This window comes from Novosphingobium sp. BL-S-33 (assembly GCF_056857025.1).
The window spans coordinates 1,136,125-1,153,935 of the sequence record NZ_CM166474.1; the positions used below are offsets into that span (position 1 = coordinate 1,136,125).

A 17,811-nucleotide genomic window follows, 5' to 3' on the forward strand; every position below is an offset into this window, starting at 1 on the left:
GCAAAATACACTCGTCATCCCCGCGCAGGTGGGGATCCCGCTTGTTCTTCAGGGCACGCAGAGACGCAGAGGGTACGGTGAATTGCCGCACAATCTCTCTGCACCTCCGCGTCTCCGCGTGAACTAAAAAGCGGGGCCCCCGCCTTCTCGGGGCGACGAATGGCAGTTGGCAGATGCACGATATGCCCCCACAACGCCGCCACTGCGAAGTTTTGAACGCCCGTTCAAACTTGCTCTTCCCGACAAGCCTCTTTTCCGTCTAGCCCTAGAGGCCTGCAAGGCGTGCGAGGCGCCAAGACCCAGAAGAGAACGGGAGAACATGATGTCCTACAAGGTTGCCATCGTCACCGGCGCCGCCGCCGGAATCGGCGCCGCCTGCGCAAGGCGGCTGGCGAAGGAAGGGGTAGCCGTAGGCGTGCTCGACCTCGATGCCGAGCGCTGCTCCGATACCGTCAAGGCCATTCGCGAAGCTGGCGGCACCGCCATCGCCGTCGGCGCAGACGTGTCCAACCGCGCCTCGGCTAAGGCCGCGATCGAGCAAGTGCGCGAAGCGCTGGGCCCGATCTCGATTCTCGTCAACAACGCGGGCGTCACCGACTTCACCCCGTTCGAGGAACTGACCGAGGACCGCTGGGACTTCATCTACGCCGTCAATGTGCGCGGCCTGTTCATCATGACGCAGGAATGCCTGCCCGACATGAAGAACGCGGGCTGGGGCCGCATCGTCAACATCTCGTCCTCCAGCGCGCAGACCGGCGCGGTGAACATGATCCCCTATTCGTCTTCGAAGGGCGCGGTGGTGACCATGACCCGTTCGATGGCGCAGGAATTTGGCCCTTACGGCATCACCGTGAACAACATCCCGCCGGGTTCGGTGATGGGCACGATCATGTCCGAAGCCAACCGCGAGCGCTTCCAGATCCCGACCGAAGTGCTGCTGCAGACCATCCCGGTCCGCCGCATGGGCGAGCCCGACGATATCGCCAACGCCTGCGCCTGGCTCTGCGACGAGCGCAGCCAGTACGTCACCGGCCAGACCATCGGCGTCAACGGCGGCCGCGTCGTCACCTGAATTCTGCATCGAAGGGTGGCAGTGCATGGCGCTGCCACCCTTCGATAATTTGCCTTCCCGAAGTCCGAAAGCGGACCCACCCGCACCCCCAATTGACCCCCACGGCGCTCCCCGCGCTCCCCGCTTGCGCCTCCGCCCGCCATCTGAAAGGCCGCTGGAAGGACAGGAAAACCGGGGATCCGAGTGACCAAGACGGTCGTCACGCTGGAAGACAAATACACGCAAGGCGAAGGGCGAGTCATGCTCTCCGCCCTGCAAGGCGTCGTGCGCCTGCTGCTCGACCAGTCGCGGCGGGATCGCTCGGCGGGGCTGAACACGGCGGGCTATGTCACCGGTTATCGCGGCTCCCCCATCACCACGCTGGATGCGCAGTTGTGGGCGAGCGAGAAGCTGCTCACCCGGCACGCCATCCGTTTCGAGCCCGGCCTCAACGAAGAACTCGCCGCCACGTCCGTACGCGGCACCCAGCAGCTCGACTGGTACGGCAAGCCGAACGTCGATGGCGTCTTCGCGCTCTGGTACGCGAAGGGTGTGGGCGTCGAGCGTGCGGGAGAGGCGATCAAGGCGGCGAATTTCGAAGGCACCCACCCGAAAGGCGGTGCGCTGCTGCTCTGCGGGGATGACCACGCGGCCAAGTCCTCGCTGACCGCCCACCAGTCCGAACACGTGCTGATGACGGCGATGGTCCCGGTGCTCTACCCGGCGACGACCGACGAGATTCTCAGCTTCGGCCAGTTCGGCTGGGCCCTGTCGCGCGCCAGCGGACTCTATGTGGCAGTGAAGGCCGTGACCGACACGCTGGACCTGACCACGACCGTCACCCTGCCGGGCCACAACTTCCCAATCGCGCTGCCGGAAATACCCGCAGGCGCTTCGCCGAACTTGCGCATCGCCATGTCGGCGCTCGAACAGGAAGCGGCGGTGATCGAGCGGCGCCTGCCGATCGTGCCGCTGTTCACCGGCCTCAACCCCATCGACCGGGTGAGCCACGAGGCGCCAGACCGGCGGCTGACCGTGGTGAGCGCGGGCAAGGCATGGCTCGATCTCTGTCAGGCGCTGGCCGATCTCGGACTGGATGAGGCGGCATGCCGGGCGCTGGGCCTGCGCGTGGTCAAGCTCGGCCTCGTCTGGCCGCTCGATGTCGGATTCCTGCACCGGAGCTGCGGCGGCAGCGCGGAAGTGATGGTGGTGGAAGAGAAGCGCCCGGTCATCGAGGACCAGATCGCGCGCCTGTTCTATGGCCGCGCCAATGCCCCGGCGCTTTCGGGCAAGACCGCGCCGGACGGGGCAAAGCTGCTGTCCGAAGTGGGCGTGCTGGATGCCGCGACGGTGCGCCGCGCGCTGGTGTCGCGCATGGCGGCGCTGGGCATGCTGGGCGACGATCTCGCCGCGCGCGATGCCATGCTGCGCCAGCGGGAGGACTCTGCGAAGGCACTGGACCGCACCGCCATCCGGCCCGCCTATTTCTGCTCCGGCTGCCCGCACAATACGTCGACCGTGGTACCGGAAGGCTCGGCCGCGATGGGGGCGACCGGGTGTCACGGCCTCGCCCACTACATGCCCGAACGCAACACGATGCAGACGGTGAGCATGGGGCAGGAAGGGATGCCCTGGATCGGCGCGCAGCATTTCGTCGATACGCTGCACATGTTCCAGAACCTGGGCGACGGGACTTATACGCATTCCGGCCTGCTGACGATCCGCGCGGCGGTGGCGGCGAAGAGCCGGGTGACTTACAAGATCCTCTACAACGATGCCGTCGCCATGACCGGCGGTCAGCCTGCGGAAGGTGCGCTCACGCCCGAGCAGATCGTGCGCGAACTGGTGGTGGAAGGCGTGCACCCGGTCGTACTGGTGAGCGAAGACCCCACGCGCTTTGCTGCGTCCGACCTGCCGAGCGGAACCCGCGTGCTGCACCGGGACGAACTGGACGCGGTGCAACGCGAATTGCGCGAACTGCCCGGCACGAGCGCCATCGTCTACGAACAGACCTGCGCCAACGAGAAGCGCCGCCGCCGCAAGAAAGGCGCTTACCCCGATCCCGACAAGCGGCTCTGGATCAATCCGGCGGTCTGCGAGGGCTGCGGCGATTGCTCGGTGCAGTCGAACTGCCTGTCGATCGTGCCGATCGAAACCGAATTCGGCCGCAAGCGCATGATCGACCAGTCCAGTTGCAACAAGGACATGTCCTGCATCAAGGGCTTTTGCCCCAGCTTCGTGGAAGTCTCCGGCGCGGCGCTGCGCAAGCGCAGCATGGACGATGCCGAACTCGCGCGCATGGTGGCGGCGCTGCCCGAACCGGCAGTGGCGGACCTGTCGCAAGGAGCCTCTGCGATGCTGGTGGCGGGGATCGGCGGGACCGGCGTGCTCACGGTGGGCGCGGTGCTGGCGATGGCGGCGCAGATGGAGGGCAAGGCCGCCAAAGTGCTCGACCAGACCGGCATGGCGCAGAAAGGCGGCGCGGTGGCGAGCCATATCCGCATCGGCGCCGATGCCGCGGCGATCCCCTCCGCACGACTGGGCGCGGGCATGGCGGACCTTGTGATCGCCTGCGATCTGGTGGTGGCATCCTCGCCCGAAGTGCTGGCACTGGCGCGGCGGGATACGCAGGTTCTGGCGAACGAGGACGTGGTGCCCACCGGCGAATTCCAGCGCAATCCGGGCCTCGATCTGACCGCGAGCCGCTTCCTTCGCGCGATCGGCAAGCGCGTCGATCCGGCGGGGATCGCCTCGCTGCGCGCGGGATCGCTGGCGACGCGGCTACTTGGCGATTCGATCTTTACCAACCTGATGATGCTGGGCTTCGCGGCGCAGAAGGGGCTGCTGCCGGTCGCGCTGTCCTCGCTGGAAGAGGCGGTGCGATTGAACGGGGTGGCGGTGCGCGCGAACCTGGCTGCGCTGTCGCTCGGGCGGCTGGCGGCGGCGGGCGGGGAAGACCTTTTCGCGTTGGCCGATGCTGCACCTTCCGCACCCGAGGCGCCGCGCGATTTTGCAGCTATTGGCGAGAGTTACGAGCACCTGCTGACGGAGTGGCAGAACCCGGCCTATGCTGCGGACTACCGCGCGTTTCTCGACGAGATTGCGGGCGTGTTGAAGGCACGCGCGGTGGCCGGCGGGGAGCCTTTGCTGCGCGAAATCGCGCGGCAACTCGGCCGTCTCATGGCGTACAAGGACGAGTACGAAGTCGCTCGCCTCTACAGCGCACCGGCCTTCCGGGCGGGGCTGTCCGACACGTTCGAGGGCACGCCGCGCCTCAAGATCCACCTTGCTCCGCCGCTGCTGGCGTTCCGCAAGGACCGCAAGACCGGCCGCCCGCGCAAGATCGCGTTCGGAAGCTGGATTTTCCCGGCATTCGCGTTGCTCGCAAGGGCCAAGGGGCTGCGCGGGACATGGTTCGATCCGTTCGGCTACACTGCCGAACGCCGCATGGAACGCGCGCTGATCGGCGAATATCGGGATCTCGCGCGCCGGATCGCAGCGAAGGTTGAGCCCGATACGATGGACCTTGCCGTCGAAATCGCCGCCGCTCCCGCGCTGATTGCCGGTTACGGCGCGGTGAAGGAGGCCGGCGTTTCCGCTTTCCGCGCGCGTGTGGCGGAACTCGCGCCCCGGCTCGAACGGCGGCCCGCACCCGCCGAGCCGCAGCGCGAACCGGCCTGACCGCCGGGGCGGTATCTGCCCGGCGTGAATTGCTGCGCGCGGGCGATTGCAGCACCACCGGACGCCTCACTGCTGGAGGGGAATCGGCCCGTGAAGGATACCCGCATCAACGTCTCGTTCGACATGCGCTCGCCCGACTGGGCGACGCCGACGCACGAGCTTTACCGCGCAGCAATCGAGATGGCGGCTTTCGTCGACCGGATCGGCGCGGACCAGATCGGGCTGATGCAACATCACGGCTCCGATGACGGCTACTTGCCGCAGCCCTTCACGCTGGCCGGCGGCATGGCGGCGGTGACGAAGCGCATCCGCTTCATGCTCGGCGCGGTGGTCTTGCCGCTCCACGATCCGCTCGAACTGGCCGAGCAGATCGCAGTGTTGGACCAGATGTCCAACGGGCGGCTCAATGTCATCTTCGGTGCCGGCTATGTACCGTTCGAGTTCGCCATGTTCCGCAAGTCCCTGAAGGACCGCGCACGGCTGATGGACGAAGGGCTGGAGATCATCCTGCGCGCCCTGAAAGGCGAGAAATTCGAGTTTGACGGCCGCCCGATCTATGTCCGTCCGCTCACCGTGCAGGCGCCGGAGGATATCATCATGGTCGGCGGCGGCGTGCCCGCCTCGGCCAAGCGCGCGGCGAAATTCGGCGTCGGTTTCGGGCCGATGAAGCCCGAACTTATCGATCTTTACCTCGCCGAATGCGAACGGCTCGGCCACGCGCCGCGCACTTATTTCCGTCCTACGCCGGGAATGCCGCTGGCGGTCCATCTTTGCGAGGATCCGGACGCCGGCTGGGAAGCGATCGCGCCGCACGCAGTCCACGTCATCACCGAATATGCCAAGTGGGCCGAACAGGAGGGCGATGGTTCGAACTCGCCGTTCAAGGGGCTGACCGATCCGGCCGTGCTGCGTCAGGCGGGCATGTTCGCCGCATGGACGCCGGACCAGCTCGTCGAGAAAGTGCGCAGCATGGGCGGCGTCGGCCATATCGGTTTCCAGCCCTTGTTGGGCGGACTTTCGCCGGAAGAAGGGTGGAAGAGCCTCAAGCTGCTGGAAGCGACGATGCCGCGATTGAAGGCGGAAATTTAAGCAGAAAAGAAGGGATTCTGGGGGATGATCCCCCAGACCCGCAGAGCGTCTTCGTTGCGCGCCATCTATCCGTAGTGCGCTCCTTGCGGCGCAGCCCATAAGTCTCCCGACGCAGCCATGGGAGCGCAACGAATAGGGCAGGGCACCACGAAGACAGTATTGGGGGTGCAGGGGGGCTATGCTCCCCTGCTTATTCCTTTTCTTCCCGATACAGCCCCCGCAAAATCGCCAGAAACGCGCTTCCTCGCACACCCCCGGCGTGCAGCAGCCCGACCTCCCGCACGAGTTCGAAATCCCGCACCGGCACGAACCGCACCGAACCGTCGGCGAACCCCTCAGGCATCATCCCCACCCCGGCCCCGCTGCGCACAACCGAGAGAACGCGCTCGTCGCTGGTGGTCTTGAGCACGAAGCGCGGACGGACGCCGCGCTGGGTGAAGAAGCGGTTGATCTCCGGCAGCGCCTCGCAGTGGCGGCGCAGCGCCATGCGATCCTGCGCGAGCTGTTCGGCAAGGACTTCGCTCTCCCCGGCCAGCGGGTGATCGGGCGGCAAGACCATCATGTAGCGTTCGCGGGCGAGCACTTCGGGTTGGTAGCGGGCGTGGTGGGGGCGAACGACGGTCAATGCCACGTCGATCCGCCCGCGTTCCAACCGCTCAGCCAGATCGCGCTCGCTGCCGTCGAGCAGTTCGAGCGCCTCGCTGCCGTCGTATTGGGCCAAGGCGCGGCCTATCGTGCGGGTGGGGATGGTGTTGAGCACGCCCACGCGCAGCAGGCTCGGTTCGGCGGGTTCGGCCAGTTCGACCAGCGCGTGCTCATATTCGGCGGCGATGCGGCGGGCGCGGACGAGAAATCGGCTGCCCGCCGGGGTCAGGGCAACGCGCTGGCGATCCCTGTCGAACAGGCGCGCGCCCAGTTCGCGTTCGAGCTTGGCGATACCGGCCGAAAGCGTGGGCTGGGTAACGCTGACCGCCCGGGCTGCGCGGCTGAAATTGCCGGTTTCCGCCACGGCGAGGAAATAGCGCAGCAGATATTGGTCGATCATAGACAGTATCTATAACGAAGGGCGAAAAATTTCAATTTCCGCTCGCTTGCCGGCCGGTCTAGATAGGCGGGGCAAATCAATCCAGCATGGGAAGAGAGCCCGATGGCAAGCGCAGCGCAACCGGAGATCGTGGCATGAGCGCGCCGGTGCTCCATACCAGCCTGAATCTCGACAGCCCCGAGGCGCAGGCGCGCGACCGGCATAACCGGGCACTCGTGGCGGAGCTGCGCGAGAAAGTGGCGGTGGCCGCGCTCGGCGGGAACGAGAAGTCGCGCGAACGTCATGTCGCGCGCGGCAAGCTGCTGCCGCGCGAGCGCGTGGAGCGACTGCTCGATCCCGGCTCGCCGCTGCTGGAGCTGGGACAACTTGCGGCCGAGGGGCTTTACGAGGACGACATTCCCGGCGCGGGGCTGATTACGGCCATCGGCACCGTCTCTGGCCGCCAGTGCATGATCGTCTGCAACGATGCCACCGTGAAAGGCGGCACCTATTACCCGATCACCGTGAAGAAGCATGTCCGCGCGCAGGAGATCGCGCAGGAAAACAACCTGCCGTGCATCTACCTCGTCGACAGCGGCGGCGCCAATCTGCCGCATCAGGCAGAGGTCTTCCCGGACCGCGACCACTTCGGCCGTATCTTCTTCAATCAGGCGCAGATGTCCTCGAAAGGCATTCCGCAGATCGCCTGTGTCATGGGAAGCTGCACGGCAGGCGGTGCTTATGTTCCGGCGATGAGCGACGAATCGATCATCGTGAAGGAGCAGGGCACGATCTTCCTCGCCGGGCCGCCGCTGGTGCAGGCGGCGACGGGCGAAGTGATCTCGGCCGAGGACCTCGGCGGTGGAGACCTCCACAGCCGCAAGTCGGGCGTGACCGACCACCTTGCCGACAATGACGAGCACGCGCTGACCATCGTGCGCGACATCGTCAGCCATCTCGGCCCGCTGCATCATCACGACCAGCCGCTGCGCGCACCGCGTCCGCCCAAGTACGATCCGGAAGAACTCTACGCGGTCGTGCCGGAGGACGTGCGCGCGCCTTACGATGTGCACGAGGTGATCGCCCGTATCGTCGACGGCAGCGAGTTCCACGAGTTCAAGGCGCTCTACGGCACCACGCTCGTCTGCGGTTTTGCGCATATTCACGGGATGCCGGTGGCGATCCTTGCCAACAATGGCGTGCTGTTCTCGGAGTCCGCGCAGAAGGGCGCGCACTTCATCGAACTGGCCTGCCAGCGCAAGATTCCGCTGCTGTTCCTCCAGAACATCTCGGGCTTCATGGTCGGCGGCAAGTACGAGGCGGAGGGCATCGCCAAGCACGGCGCCAAGCTCGTCACCGCCGTTGCCACCGCCACGGTGCCGAAGATCACCGTGCTGATCGGCGGCTCGTTCGGCGCGGGCAACTACGGCATGTGCGGACGCGCCTACGACCCGCGTTTCCTGTTCACCTGGCCCAATGCGCGCATCTCGGTGATGGGCGGCGAGCAGGCCGCTTCGGTGCTCGCCACCGTCCACCGCGACGCTGCGAAGTGGTCGCCCGAGGAGGCTGAGGCCTTCAAGGCGCCGATCCGCCAGAAGTACGAGGACGAGGGCAATCCCTACTATGCCACCGCCCGCCTGTGGGATGACGGTGTGATCGACCCCGCGCAGACCCGCGACGTATTGGGCCTTGCGCTTGCCGCGTGCCTTGAGGCGCCGATCCCCGAAAAGCCGCAGTTCGGCGTGTTCAGGATGTGATGGCGATGGCTCGGATCGATACTCTCTTCGTGCTCGACACCGACTATGCGGATCCCGCATTTGACGGCGAGCGTCGCTTTTACTGCAAGGATTGCGTGACGGTGGAGGGCCTGCTGGCGCTGTTCCCCGAGCGCGCAGGCAATATTGAAGTCGTTCGCGTCCGCTGGCCGCGCCCGCGTGCGGCCGTGGTCGCTGCGCTGGGCGAGGAAAACCAGAACCTTCCCGCGCTCGCCTTTGCCGAGGGCGGCTTCGCCAATGATATCGAAGGCGTCCTTGCGGCGCTGCATACCCGTCACGGTTTCCCGGAGCGTCACCCATGATCCAGTCGCTGCTGATCGCCAATCGCGGCGAGATCGCCTGCCGCGTTATCCGCACCGCGCGGGAACTCGGCATTCGCACCGTTGCGGTCTATTCCGACGCCGATGCCGATGCACTGCATGTGCGCGAGGCGGATGAGGCCGTGCACATCGGCCCGTCTGCGGCGCGCGAAAGCTACCTCGTGGGCGAAAAGATCATTGCCGCCGCGAAGCAGACCGGCGCCGAGGCGATTCACCCGGGCTATGGCTTCCTGTCCGAGAATGCCGAATTTGCGCAGGCGGTGATGGATGCCGGGCTGGTCTGGGTCGGCCCGAAGCCGTCCTCGATCACGGCGATGGGCCTGAAGGACGCGGCCAAGAAGTTGATGGCCGAGGCAGGGGTGCCGGTGACGCCGGGCTACATGGGCGAGAATCAGGAGCCTGCCTTCCTGGCCGACGAGGCCGCCAAGATCGGCTATCCGGTGCTCATCAAGGCCGTCGCGGGCGGCGGCGGCAAGGGCATGCGGCTGGTCGAGGCGCCCGAGGCTTTCATCGACGCGCTGGCCTCGTGCAAGCGCGAGGCGGCGTCCTCGTTCGGCAACGACCACGTGCTGATCGAGAAGTACATCGCTTCGCCCCGCCACATCGAAGTGCAGGTCTTCGGTGACAGCCACGGCAATGTCGTCCACTTGTTCGAGCGCGATTGCTCGCTCCAGCGCCGCCACCAGAAGGTGATCGAGGAAGCCCCCGCGCCCGGCATGGACGCGGCGACGCGCGGGGCGCTCTGTGCGGCAGCGGTGCGGGCGGCCAAGGCCGTGGACTATCAGGGCGCTGGCACGATCGAGTTCATCGCGGACGGTTCGGGCAAGCTCTCCGCAGACCGCATCTGGTTCATGGAAATGAACACGCGTCTTCAGGTCGAGCATCCGGTGACCGAGGAGATCACCGGGGTCGATCTGGTCGAATGGCAACTGCGCGTGGCGAGCGGCGAACCGCTGCCGCTCTCGCAGGAAGACCTCACCATCGACGGCTGGGCCATGGAAGCCCGTCTCTATGCCGAGGATCCGGCCAAGGGCTTCCTGCCCAGCATCGGCAAGCTCGAACTGCTGGAATTCGGCGAGGCTGAGGGTGGGCGCATCGACACCGGCGTCTATGAAGGCGCGGAAGTCTCGCCCTTCTATGACCCGATGATTGCCAAGGTCATCGCCTGGGGCGAGGACCGCGACGAAGCCCGTGAGCGGCTGGGCGAGATGCTGGAGGATAGCGCCGTCTGGCCGGTGCGGACCAATGCCTCGTTTCTCGTCAAGGCCTTGCAGCATCCCGACTTCGCAGCGGGCAAGGTCGATACCGGCCTGATCGGCCGCGATGGCGAGAGCATGGCAGAAGTGCCCGTGCCTTCGGACGAGGTGCTTCAGGCTGCCGCGAACTCGCTGGTATCGACCGTGCCGATGGCAGGCTTCCGCCTCAATGCAGCGCCCGCGCGTGCGGCATGGTTCTCGCTCGACGGCGAGAAGGTCGAGATCGAGCTGACCGGTGAGGGCAGCGAGGAGCCGGACGACGGCGTGCTCGTCACCGAGCAGGGGCAGGCCTGGTTGCTCACCCTCTGGCGGCGCGACGGCGTGCATGGCGCGGCGGACGGTTCGGGCGCGATCCTTGCGCCGATGCCGGGCAAGGTCATCGCGGTGGACGTCACGCAAGGGCAGTCCGTGACCAAGGGGCAGAAGCTGCTGACGCTGGAAGCGATGAAGATGGAGCACACGCTGGCGGCGCCCTTCGATGGCGTGGTGGCGGAACTCAACGTCGTCGCGGGGGCACAAATTCAGGTGGAAGCCCTGCTGGCACGCGTCGAACCGCACGAAGATTGAGGCGAGGATCGCGGCCTGCACGAATTGTCATTTTAAGTTCGGCGGGATGGGCTTAGCCCTTTCCTGTCCGTCCTTGTCCGACGGATTCGATACGAGGAGAATTCCCTTGAAGCTTTCGTATCTTCTTGCCCTTGGCGCAGTCGCCGCCACTCCGCTTGTCGCGCTTGCCCCGGCGGAGGCCGCGCCGCCGTCGCACTGGACCACGCTCGGCACCCGGACGGTCAATCCCGGGACCACCCACAGCACGTTCACCGTCGGCAGTCGCAACGCTTTCCGGCAGGTCCAGCTCTGCACGCGCGCCGCGCCGATCCGTATGACGAGCTACACGGTGCGCCTTGATAACGGCCGGCAGCAGAACATCCGCGTGAACGCCACCATCAGGGCGAATTCTTGTACGCGGGTAACCACGCTGACCGGCGGTCCGCGCCGGATAGACCGCGTGACCGCGTCCTTCCAGCGAGTCCCGCAAGGCACTCGCCCGCAGATCCGCATCATGGCGCGTTGATACAGGCTGTCCGGCCGGACGCGGTGATCCGCGCCCGGACGGACATTTTACCAAAGGGAGACAGGATTTTGCCGGGCCGCTTTTTCGACGAATGGACCGTGGGTGACAGGATAACCCATCAGCCGGGTCGCACCGTTACCGAGACTGACAACCTGATGTTCTCGGCGATGACGCATAACATGCAGCCGCTCCATCTGGACGCGGAATTCGCCAAGCAGAGCGAGTTCGGCCAGATCCTCGTCAATTCGACTTTCACTTTCAGCCTCGCCGTGGGTCTTTCGATCGCGGACACGACTGTGGGCACTCTCGTCGCCAACCTCGGCTTCGACAAGGTGGTGACGCCCAAGCCGACCTTCATCGGCGATACGCTGACCTGCCATTCCGAAGTGGTCGAAATGCGCGAGAGCAAGTCGCGCCCCACGCAGGGCATCGTCGTGTTCAAGCACGAACTGACCAACCAGCGTGGTGAGACTGCGCTCTCGATGCTGCGCACCGTGCTCCTCAAGAAGCGCGACGCGTAACTCCAATTCAGTTGCCACAGGTGAGGCGGTCCAGAGGAAGAACCGCCTCCGGACCGCGGAATGTGGCAAGGTTCGCGTTTGATCCTCGCCTTGGTCAACCGGTCGGGATGGTTACGAGCGGGGCATTGTTGTTCGCGGTACTGGAATCGTTGAGCGAGAGCAGGATCTGCGTGATCAGGAACATGCGCTTGGATTCGCTGTCCGTGCCGTCGATCCAGAACCAGCTGCCGCGATAGCGGATCGCGACATGCGGATCGGCAGGGCGATCGGGGCCGCAATGGATGCGGACAAGTGGGGGCTCCCCGGCCGCATCGGTTCCGGCAACACCAGTTTGGCCGTCCGCAACCCTGCCATCTCTATCCTTGACCGGCAGTTCGACACTTTGCGCCATTTCGGTCAATATCTCGAACATTGACCGCGAACCGATCGCAAGCTGGCCGGGTGCCGGCTGGGCAGCTCCGAAGCGGATCGCCAGTTCCTTGGCATCGCCCGGCAAATTGAGTGCACGCTTGATGAAATCGAGGTCCGCGCGATCAACGTCCGAAGGTGATCGCGACAGGACCGCCCTTGCCGTGAAATGCGATTTTTCGTCGCGCTCGATATGAAGGGCAATTCCGCCACTCCGCTGCAAGCGGCCGATGGCTCTGACGATCAGCGGAAATTGAGGATCTGCACCGCCGGCAAACAAAGGGTCGTGACTGCCCGAGCGAACGCCGTTGATCGATCGGGCCGAAAGCCGGAGCAGATATTCGGCGGACCACCCCGCCTCCATCATCGCCAGCAACGAGGCCGGAGGAATGGGCGAGAGCATGCTGCGCGAAAAGCGCTCGCCCGACAGCGGCGCATAAGTGATCGTTGGCGTTTCCCGCAGCAGGACATTGGCTCCCGCAGTTCCGTCTGCATCGTCGGGTGCGGGATGGATGCCGAAATCGGCATGGACGGACCCTTCGCGCGTATATTGGCTGATGACGGAATTGACCTCAAGAAACGCGGGGGCATCGCCGTAACGGATCGCCACGATATTGAGCAGCAATTGTTCCTTGTTGTTCTGCAGCAGCCGCATGGAATAATCGGACCGATCGATCCCCATGCGCTGCGCGCCGATGGACGTACAGCCCGTCGCGGACAGGATGAGCAGCGGCAGGACGAAAGAGAACTTCAACCGTCTCGCGCCGTCTTCCATCGCGCATCATCTCCGGCGTTTGCCTTCCTGCTGATAGAGGGGATTCGGGCCAAGACCCATTGGGAGTTCCCTGTCGTGGATCTAGGGAAAAACCTTAATGCCGAGGGGGTTTGCCCTCACGGCCACCCTATTCCGGAGCCTGTTCCGGCAGCGCGTCGGTTGGAGCGTCGGGAACCGCAGGAAACCATCGCCCCGATCCAAGTACAAATTTTTTGGGGTGGTGGAGACCGCGCGGCTTACATAGGCCTCGGGAGGTATGAACATGCCGGTGCAACACGCTTCCTGGGGCCTTACCGAGAAGGAGAAGCAGACGCTTCGCCTGATCGTGCGTGGGCACGATGCCAAGTCGATTGCCCGCAGCCTCGACCTTTCGGTCCATACCATCAACGAGCGACTGCGCGATGCGCGGCGCAAGATGGCAGTGTCCAGCAGCCGGGAGGCGGCGCGCCTGCTGCTGCAAGTGGAAGGTGACGATGCTTGTTCTCCGAACCCCCAATTGTTTGTGGACGCGGGAATCGGGGGAGACGCAGCGGCACTCCAGGCGGATCAGGCAGAGGCGCCGATCGGCGGCGCGGGGTGGTTTCATCGCCATTCCCGGATCAGCATCGGAGTTCTGTTCATGACCTTTGCCCTTGGCCTTCTGGCGCTCGTCAGCCTCACGCAAGTCACCACACCACCATCGCCAACACCGACCAGCGCGGTCAATCAGGAGGTCGTCGATGCGGCGCGCCAGTGGTTGACGCTGGTGGATCAGGGGCGCTGGGAGGATAGCTACAAGGGGACCGGCTCCGCATTCCAGAAGCTGAACACCCTGCAAGTATGGGCGGAAACCTCCGAAAAGGTGCGTGTGCCGCTGGGGGCGGTGATTTCGCGCACGTTGCTCGGTCAGGAGAACCTGCCCGCGCCGCCTGCCGGCTATGAGGTCGTGAAGTTCCGCACCAGCTACGCCAACAAGGCGGATGCGGTGGAGACGGTTTCGCTGGCGCGCGAAAATGGTGTTTGGCGCGTGGCAGGCGTGACCATCGAGTAGGCGGAGCGAGCGTCCGAAGGATGGCCGTCGGGGTTTCCTCCTCGGATCGACCCTAGCCGGCCAGATGCTCGCTGAGCGAGCGGGCCGCACCGACCAGCGCCTGCTTCACCCGGTCCATCTCGCCGCGCAGCGTTGCGCCGATGCCTATGGCCACCAGTGCGTGGGAAGGCGCGCCGCTGCCGCGACCACCTTTCCACACGGGCGCGGCGATCACGGTGACACCGGCGATGTAGTGGCCGTCGTCCACAGCGATGCCGGTCAGCCGCGCCTCGGCGACTTGCGCGCACCATTCCGGCCATGACGGAGCGTCGTCCCAACGCAGCGTTTCGAAGCGCGGGTGCAGGGTTTCGAGGTCCTCCACACCGAAAGCGGCAATGCAGCGGCCGGTGGCGGATACGAGTGCGGGGAAGCGGCTGCCGACCTGTGTGGAGAGTTGGAATGCCTCGCCCGATTGCGCCATCGCCGTGACGATGATGTGATCGAGCCCGAAGACCTGCACGCCCAATGTGGTCAGCCCGAAGTCGCGCGAGATGCGGTCGAGTGGACCTTGCGCAAGGTCGTTGAACTGGTCCCGCTTCAACCATCCCCGGGCGAGGGTGAGCACGCCGGCGTCGAGCGCATAGCGCTTGGTGTCGGGATCGAAAGCCACGAATTCCTCGGCCACTAACGCCCTTAACACATAGAGGCAGGTGCTGGGCACGAGGCCGAGTTCGCGGGCAATGGCCTGCACCCCCATCGGCAATCCACGTTTGCCCAGCAGGCGCAGCACTGCTGCCGCCCGGGCAATGGCGGGGGCCTTGCTGGCGCGCACAGCGTCTTCGAGAGGGTCTGATCTGCTCATCGTTCAATATACAGAATAACATTCAATATTTACAAAACAAGCCTGCTTCATCACATTTGTTGAACACAAGAACAAACGGCCGAGATGTGAGTCGCAGAAGCGATGCGTCCGGCGCGGAGTGGGATGAGCGATGGCGAAGTTGACCGACCTTTCGAGCTATGCCGATGCGCAGGCGCACGCCTCGTCGGCCGCGCTGTGGGAGCTGTTCGACGGCGACCGCGATGTGCTCAACATCGCGCATGAGTGCATTACCCGGCATGCCGATGGTTCGGGCCGCGCGGCGGTACGGATCGCCCATGCCGATGGCCGCGATGAAATCCTCAGCTTCGATCTGATCTCCGCCGGGGCCGCGCGGTTCGCGCACTGGCTCGATGCCGAGGGCGTGCAGCCGGGCGAGCGCATCGCCTTCATGCTGGAACCCTCGCTGCCGTTCTACGTCTGCCTGTTTGGCGCGATGCAGACCGGCGCGATCTCGGTTCCGCTGTTCACGTTGTTCGGGCCGGACGCGCTGAAGCTGCGCATCGACGACTGCAAGCCTGCGATCCTCATCACCAATGCCGAGAAGGCAGACCTCGCACGCGGAGCGGTGACGGCGGAAAACGGGCTGCGCGTGATCGTCGCGGACGATGGTCTTCTGGACGAGATCGCGAAGTATCCGGCCACCTATGAGCCGAAGACCAAGGCGGGCGACCTCGCTGTGTTCCAGTACACCAGCGGCACCACGCGCGAGCTGCCCGAAGCGGTGAAGCACACGCACAAGGCGCTCGTCACGCTGATGTTCGCGGCGCTCTACGGCACCGGAATTCGACCGGGCGACGAGTTCTTCTGCCCGTCTTCGCCCGCATGGGGCCATGGCCTGTGGCACGGCACGCTGGCGCCGCTCGGCCTCGGCGTCACCACCGGCACCTTCGCCGGGCGCTTCGATCCAGTGCGGCTGATGAAGGCGCTGGATGATTATGGCATCACCAACATGTCGGCGGCGGCAACGCACTACCGGATGATGAAGAACAGCGGCGCGGCGGGGGACTTCAAGTTCCACTTCCGCAAGCTGTCCTACACCGGTGAGCCGATCGATCCGGCGACGCTGGAATTCATCGACGGCGCATTCAAGGTGCCCGTCTGCTCGATGTACGGGACCACCGAGATCGGTGTGGTGCTGGTGAACTACCCCGGCGCGCATGACTTCACGGTGAAGCCCGGTTCGCTCGGCAAGGCGGTTCCGGGACAGAAGCTGGAAGTGCAGCGCCCTGACGGCACCCCCACCGCGCCCGGTGAGATCGGTGAACTGATGCTCTGGCGCGGCGGTAACTGGATGACCACCAAGGACCGCGCGAAGATCGACGAGGACGGCTATTTCTACCACTGCGGCCGTGCCGATGACGTGATCATCTCGGCGGGCTGGACGATGTCGGCGGTCGAGATCGAGAACACCATGCTGCGGCATGAGAACGTGCTCGAATGCGGCGTGATCGGCGTGCCGGACGAAAAGCGCGGGCAAGTGGTGAAGGCTTTCGTCGTCGCCAATCGCGCCGGAGACGATGCCTTCGTCAAGGAGCTTCAGGACTTCACCCGCGAGAAGCTCGCCCAGCACGAATTCCCGCGCATCGTCGAGTTCGTCGACGAACTGCCCAAGAACCCGGCCGGCAAGGTCCACCGCAAGATGCTGCGCGACCGCGAGGCGGCGAAAGCTGCTGAAGCGGTCGGCTAAAACTTATCTCAGGAATTCAGGAGAGTACCGAAATGGCAACCACAGCAGAATCCAAGTTCCCCAAGATCACCGAGGCCGGCCTCGACGATCTGCGCGCCCGCATCGGCGTGAAGATCGAGAACACCGTCGAGCCGTGGAACTACGAAGCCACCCGCGACGCGATCCGCCACTATGCCCACGGCATCGGCGACGACAATCCGCTGTGGTGCGATCCGGAATACGCGAAGAACACCAAGTACGGCTCGATCGTCGCGCTGCCTTCGTTCCTGTTCACCACCAGCCGCATCGTTTCGGGCTACTGCGGTGGTCTTTCGGGCGTGCACGCCATGTGGGCGGGTGCGGACTGGACCTGGCAGAAGCCGGTGCTGCGCAACGACACCATCACCACCGTCGCTTACCTCAAGGATCTGGTCGAACATCAGACCAAGTTCGCCGGTCGTTCGTTCCAGCAGATCTACCACGTCGACTTCTTCAACCAGCACGGTGAGCAGGTTGCCGGCGCGGACTCGTGGGTGTTCCGCACCGACCGTGACGAGGCCCGCGAGCGCGGCACGAAGTACACCGAAGCGCGTGGCCGCGTTGAGCCCTTCACCCAGGAACAGCTCGACGAATTCTACGACATCTACGACCAGGAAGAGATCCGCGGCGCCACCCCGCGTTACTTCGAGGACGTGAACGTCGGCGACAAGCTGCCGCCGATGATGAAGGGCCCGATGACCGTCACCGGCTTCATCTGCTATGCGCAGGGCTGGGGCGGCCTCTACATCCGCGCCAACAAGCTGGCCTACAAGATGCAGAAGGCGCACCCGGGTCTGGGCATCCGCAACCGCTTCAACGTGCCGGACTGCCCCGAGCGCGTGCACTGGGACGAAGCTTTCGCTCTCGAAGTGGGCGCGCCGGGCGCATACGACTACGGTCCGGAGCGTTGCTCGTGGCTGACGCACCACATGACCAACTGGATCGGTGACGACGGCTTCCTCACCAAGTCGGACTGCCAGATCCGCCGCCACAACCCGGACGGTGATGCCATCATCATCACCGGCGAAGTGACGCGCAAGTTCGAGGAAGGCGGCAAGAAGTTCGTCGAAGTGTCGCAGAAGGCGACCACCCATCGCGGCGAACTCTCGGCCTTCGGCACCGCTGTTGCGGAACTGCCCAGCAAGGGCTGATCGCGAGAGGCATTGCCGCCGATAGCGGCATGGCGATTTCGGCCCGGACCTTTGCGCAAGGTCCGGGCCGTGTCGTATGAATGCTGCGAAA

At 65.1% G+C, this 17,811-nt stretch carries 14 protein-coding genes; 11 read left to right on the forward strand and 3 right to left on the reverse strand.

Annotated elements, in window-relative coordinates:
• Positions 1-322: 322 nt before the first annotated feature.
• The 3 genes from AC1VVM_RS05315 to AC1VVM_RS05325 all read left to right on the forward strand — a co-directional run bounded on the left by AC1VVM_RS05315 (position 323) and on the right by AC1VVM_RS05325 (position 5,821).
• Positions 323-1,072, forward strand: a complete 750-nt coding sequence (locus AC1VVM_RS05315; protein WP_482956041.1) for an SDR family NAD(P)-dependent oxidoreductase — start codon at positions 323-325, stop codon at positions 1,070-1,072.
• Positions 1,073-1,255: 183 nt separating this feature from the next.
• Complete coding sequence (locus AC1VVM_RS05320; protein WP_482956042.1) at positions 1,256-4,732, forward strand: indolepyruvate ferredoxin oxidoreductase family protein; 3,477 nt, start codon at positions 1,256-1,258, stop codon at positions 4,730-4,732.
• 90 nt (positions 4,733-4,822) lie between these two features.
• Positions 4,823-5,821: an LLM class flavin-dependent oxidoreductase gene (locus AC1VVM_RS05325; protein ID WP_482956043.1), complete on the forward strand. Its 999-nt coding sequence runs from the start codon at positions 4,823-4,825 to the stop codon at positions 5,819-5,821.
• A gap of 190 nt (positions 5,822-6,011) precedes the next feature.
• Here AC1VVM_RS05325 and AC1VVM_RS05330 read toward each other — a convergent pair whose 3' ends face one another.
• Complete coding sequence (locus AC1VVM_RS05330; RefSeq protein WP_482903039.1) at positions 6,012-6,866, reverse strand: LysR family transcriptional regulator; 855 nt, start codon at positions 6,864-6,866, stop codon at positions 6,012-6,014.
• A gap of 134 nt (positions 6,867-7,000) precedes the next feature.
• On the opposite strand from AC1VVM_RS05330, the gene AC1VVM_RS05335 reads away from it, so the two are divergent.
• The 5 genes from AC1VVM_RS05335 (at position 7,001) to AC1VVM_RS05355 (ending at position 11,789) form a co-directional block, all read left to right on the forward strand.
• Positions 7,001-8,602 carry a carboxyl transferase domain-containing protein gene (locus AC1VVM_RS05335; RefSeq protein ID WP_482956044.1) on the forward strand — a complete coding sequence of 534 codons (1,602 nt, stop codon included), beginning with the start codon at positions 7,001-7,003 and terminating at the stop codon, positions 8,600-8,602.
• A 5-nt stretch (positions 8,603-8,607) separates the two neighbouring features.
• Positions 8,608-8,922, forward strand: a complete 315-nt coding sequence (locus AC1VVM_RS05340) for a DUF3088 family protein (protein ID WP_482956045.1) — start codon at positions 8,608-8,610, stop codon at positions 8,920-8,922.
• Positions 8,919-10,763, forward strand: a complete 1,845-nt coding sequence (locus AC1VVM_RS05345) for an acetyl/propionyl/methylcrotonyl-CoA carboxylase subunit alpha (RefSeq protein WP_482903042.1) — start codon at positions 8,919-8,921, stop codon at positions 10,761-10,763. Before AC1VVM_RS05340 ends, AC1VVM_RS05345 begins: the two co-directional genes overlap by 4 nt.
• A 106-nt stretch (positions 10,764-10,869) precedes the next feature.
• Positions 10,870-11,268, forward strand: a complete 399-nt coding sequence (locus AC1VVM_RS05350; RefSeq protein ID WP_482903043.1) for a hypothetical protein — start codon at positions 10,870-10,872, stop codon at positions 11,266-11,268.
• A gap of 68 nt (positions 11,269-11,336) precedes the next feature.
• Entirely contained in the window at positions 11,337-11,789 is a 453-nt protein-coding gene (locus AC1VVM_RS05355) for a MaoC family dehydratase (protein ID WP_132388146.1), read from the forward strand.
• Between the two features lie 94 nt (positions 11,790-11,883).
• Here AC1VVM_RS05355 and AC1VVM_RS05360 read toward each other — a convergent pair whose 3' ends face one another.
• Positions 11,884-12,951 (reverse strand): hypothetical protein, encoded by a 1,068-nt coding sequence (locus tag AC1VVM_RS05360; protein ID WP_482903044.1) that lies wholly within the window; start codon positions 12,949-12,951, stop codon positions 11,884-11,886.
• A gap of 277 nt (positions 12,952-13,228) precedes the next feature.
• On the opposite strand from AC1VVM_RS05360, the gene AC1VVM_RS05365 reads away from it, so the two are divergent.
• A complete protein-coding gene (locus tag AC1VVM_RS05365; RefSeq protein ID WP_482956046.1) occupies positions 13,229-14,002 on the forward strand; it encodes a helix-turn-helix domain-containing protein in 774 nt (257 codons plus the stop codon).
• A gap of 52 nt (positions 14,003-14,054) precedes the next feature.
• Here the strand turns inward: AC1VVM_RS05365 and AC1VVM_RS05370 are convergent, their stop codons facing one another.
• Positions 14,055-14,843: an IclR family transcriptional regulator gene (locus AC1VVM_RS05370; RefSeq protein ID WP_482956047.1), complete on the reverse strand. Its 789-nt coding sequence runs from the start codon at positions 14,841-14,843 to the stop codon at positions 14,055-14,057.
• Positions 14,844-14,973: 130 nt separating this feature from the next.
• On the opposite strand from AC1VVM_RS05370, the gene AC1VVM_RS05375 reads away from it, so the two are divergent.
• Positions 14,974-16,551 (forward strand): acetate--CoA ligase, encoded by a 1,578-nt coding sequence (locus AC1VVM_RS05375; protein ID WP_482903047.1) that lies wholly within the window; start codon positions 14,974-14,976, stop codon positions 16,549-16,551.
• Between the two features lie 32 nt (positions 16,552-16,583).
• The gene (locus AC1VVM_RS05380; protein WP_132388156.1) at positions 16,584-17,720 is read left to right on the forward strand and encodes an FAS1-like dehydratase domain-containing protein; all 1,137 of its coding nucleotides are present in this window, start codon (positions 16,584-16,586) and stop codon (positions 17,718-17,720) included.
• Positions 17,721-17,811: the final 91 nt, after the last annotated feature.

Coding starts and splice junctions, on each gene's coding strand:
- AC1VVM_RS05340 (WP_482956045.1), top strand. CDS start 8,608: ATGGCTCGGATCGATACTCTCTTCGTGCTCGACACCGACTATGCGGAT.
- AC1VVM_RS05380 (WP_132388156.1), top strand. CDS start 16,584: ATGGCAACCACAGCAGAATCCAAGTTCCCCAAGATCACCGAGGCCGGC.
- AC1VVM_RS05370 (WP_482956047.1), bottom strand. CDS start 14,843: ATGAGCAGATCAGACCCTCTCGAAGACGCTGTGCGCGCCAGCAAGGCC.
- AC1VVM_RS05365 (WP_482956046.1), top strand. CDS start 13,229: ATGAACATGCCGGTGCAACACGCTTCCTGGGGCCTTACCGAGAAGGAG.
- AC1VVM_RS05375 (WP_482903047.1), top strand. CDS start 14,974: ATGGCGAAGTTGACCGACCTTTCGAGCTATGCCGATGCGCAGGCGCAC.
- AC1VVM_RS05315 (WP_482956041.1), top strand. CDS start 323: ATGTCCTACAAGGTTGCCATCGTCACCGGCGCCGCCGCCGGAATCGGC.
- AC1VVM_RS05330 (WP_482903039.1), bottom strand. CDS start 6,866: ATGATCGACCAATATCTGCTGCGCTATTTCCTCGCCGTGGCGGAAACC.
- AC1VVM_RS05345 (WP_482903042.1), top strand. CDS start 8,919: ATGATCCAGTCGCTGCTGATCGCCAATCGCGGCGAGATCGCCTGCCGC.
- AC1VVM_RS05335 (WP_482956044.1), top strand. CDS start 7,001: ATGAGCGCGCCGGTGCTCCATACCAGCCTGAATCTCGACAGCCCCGAG.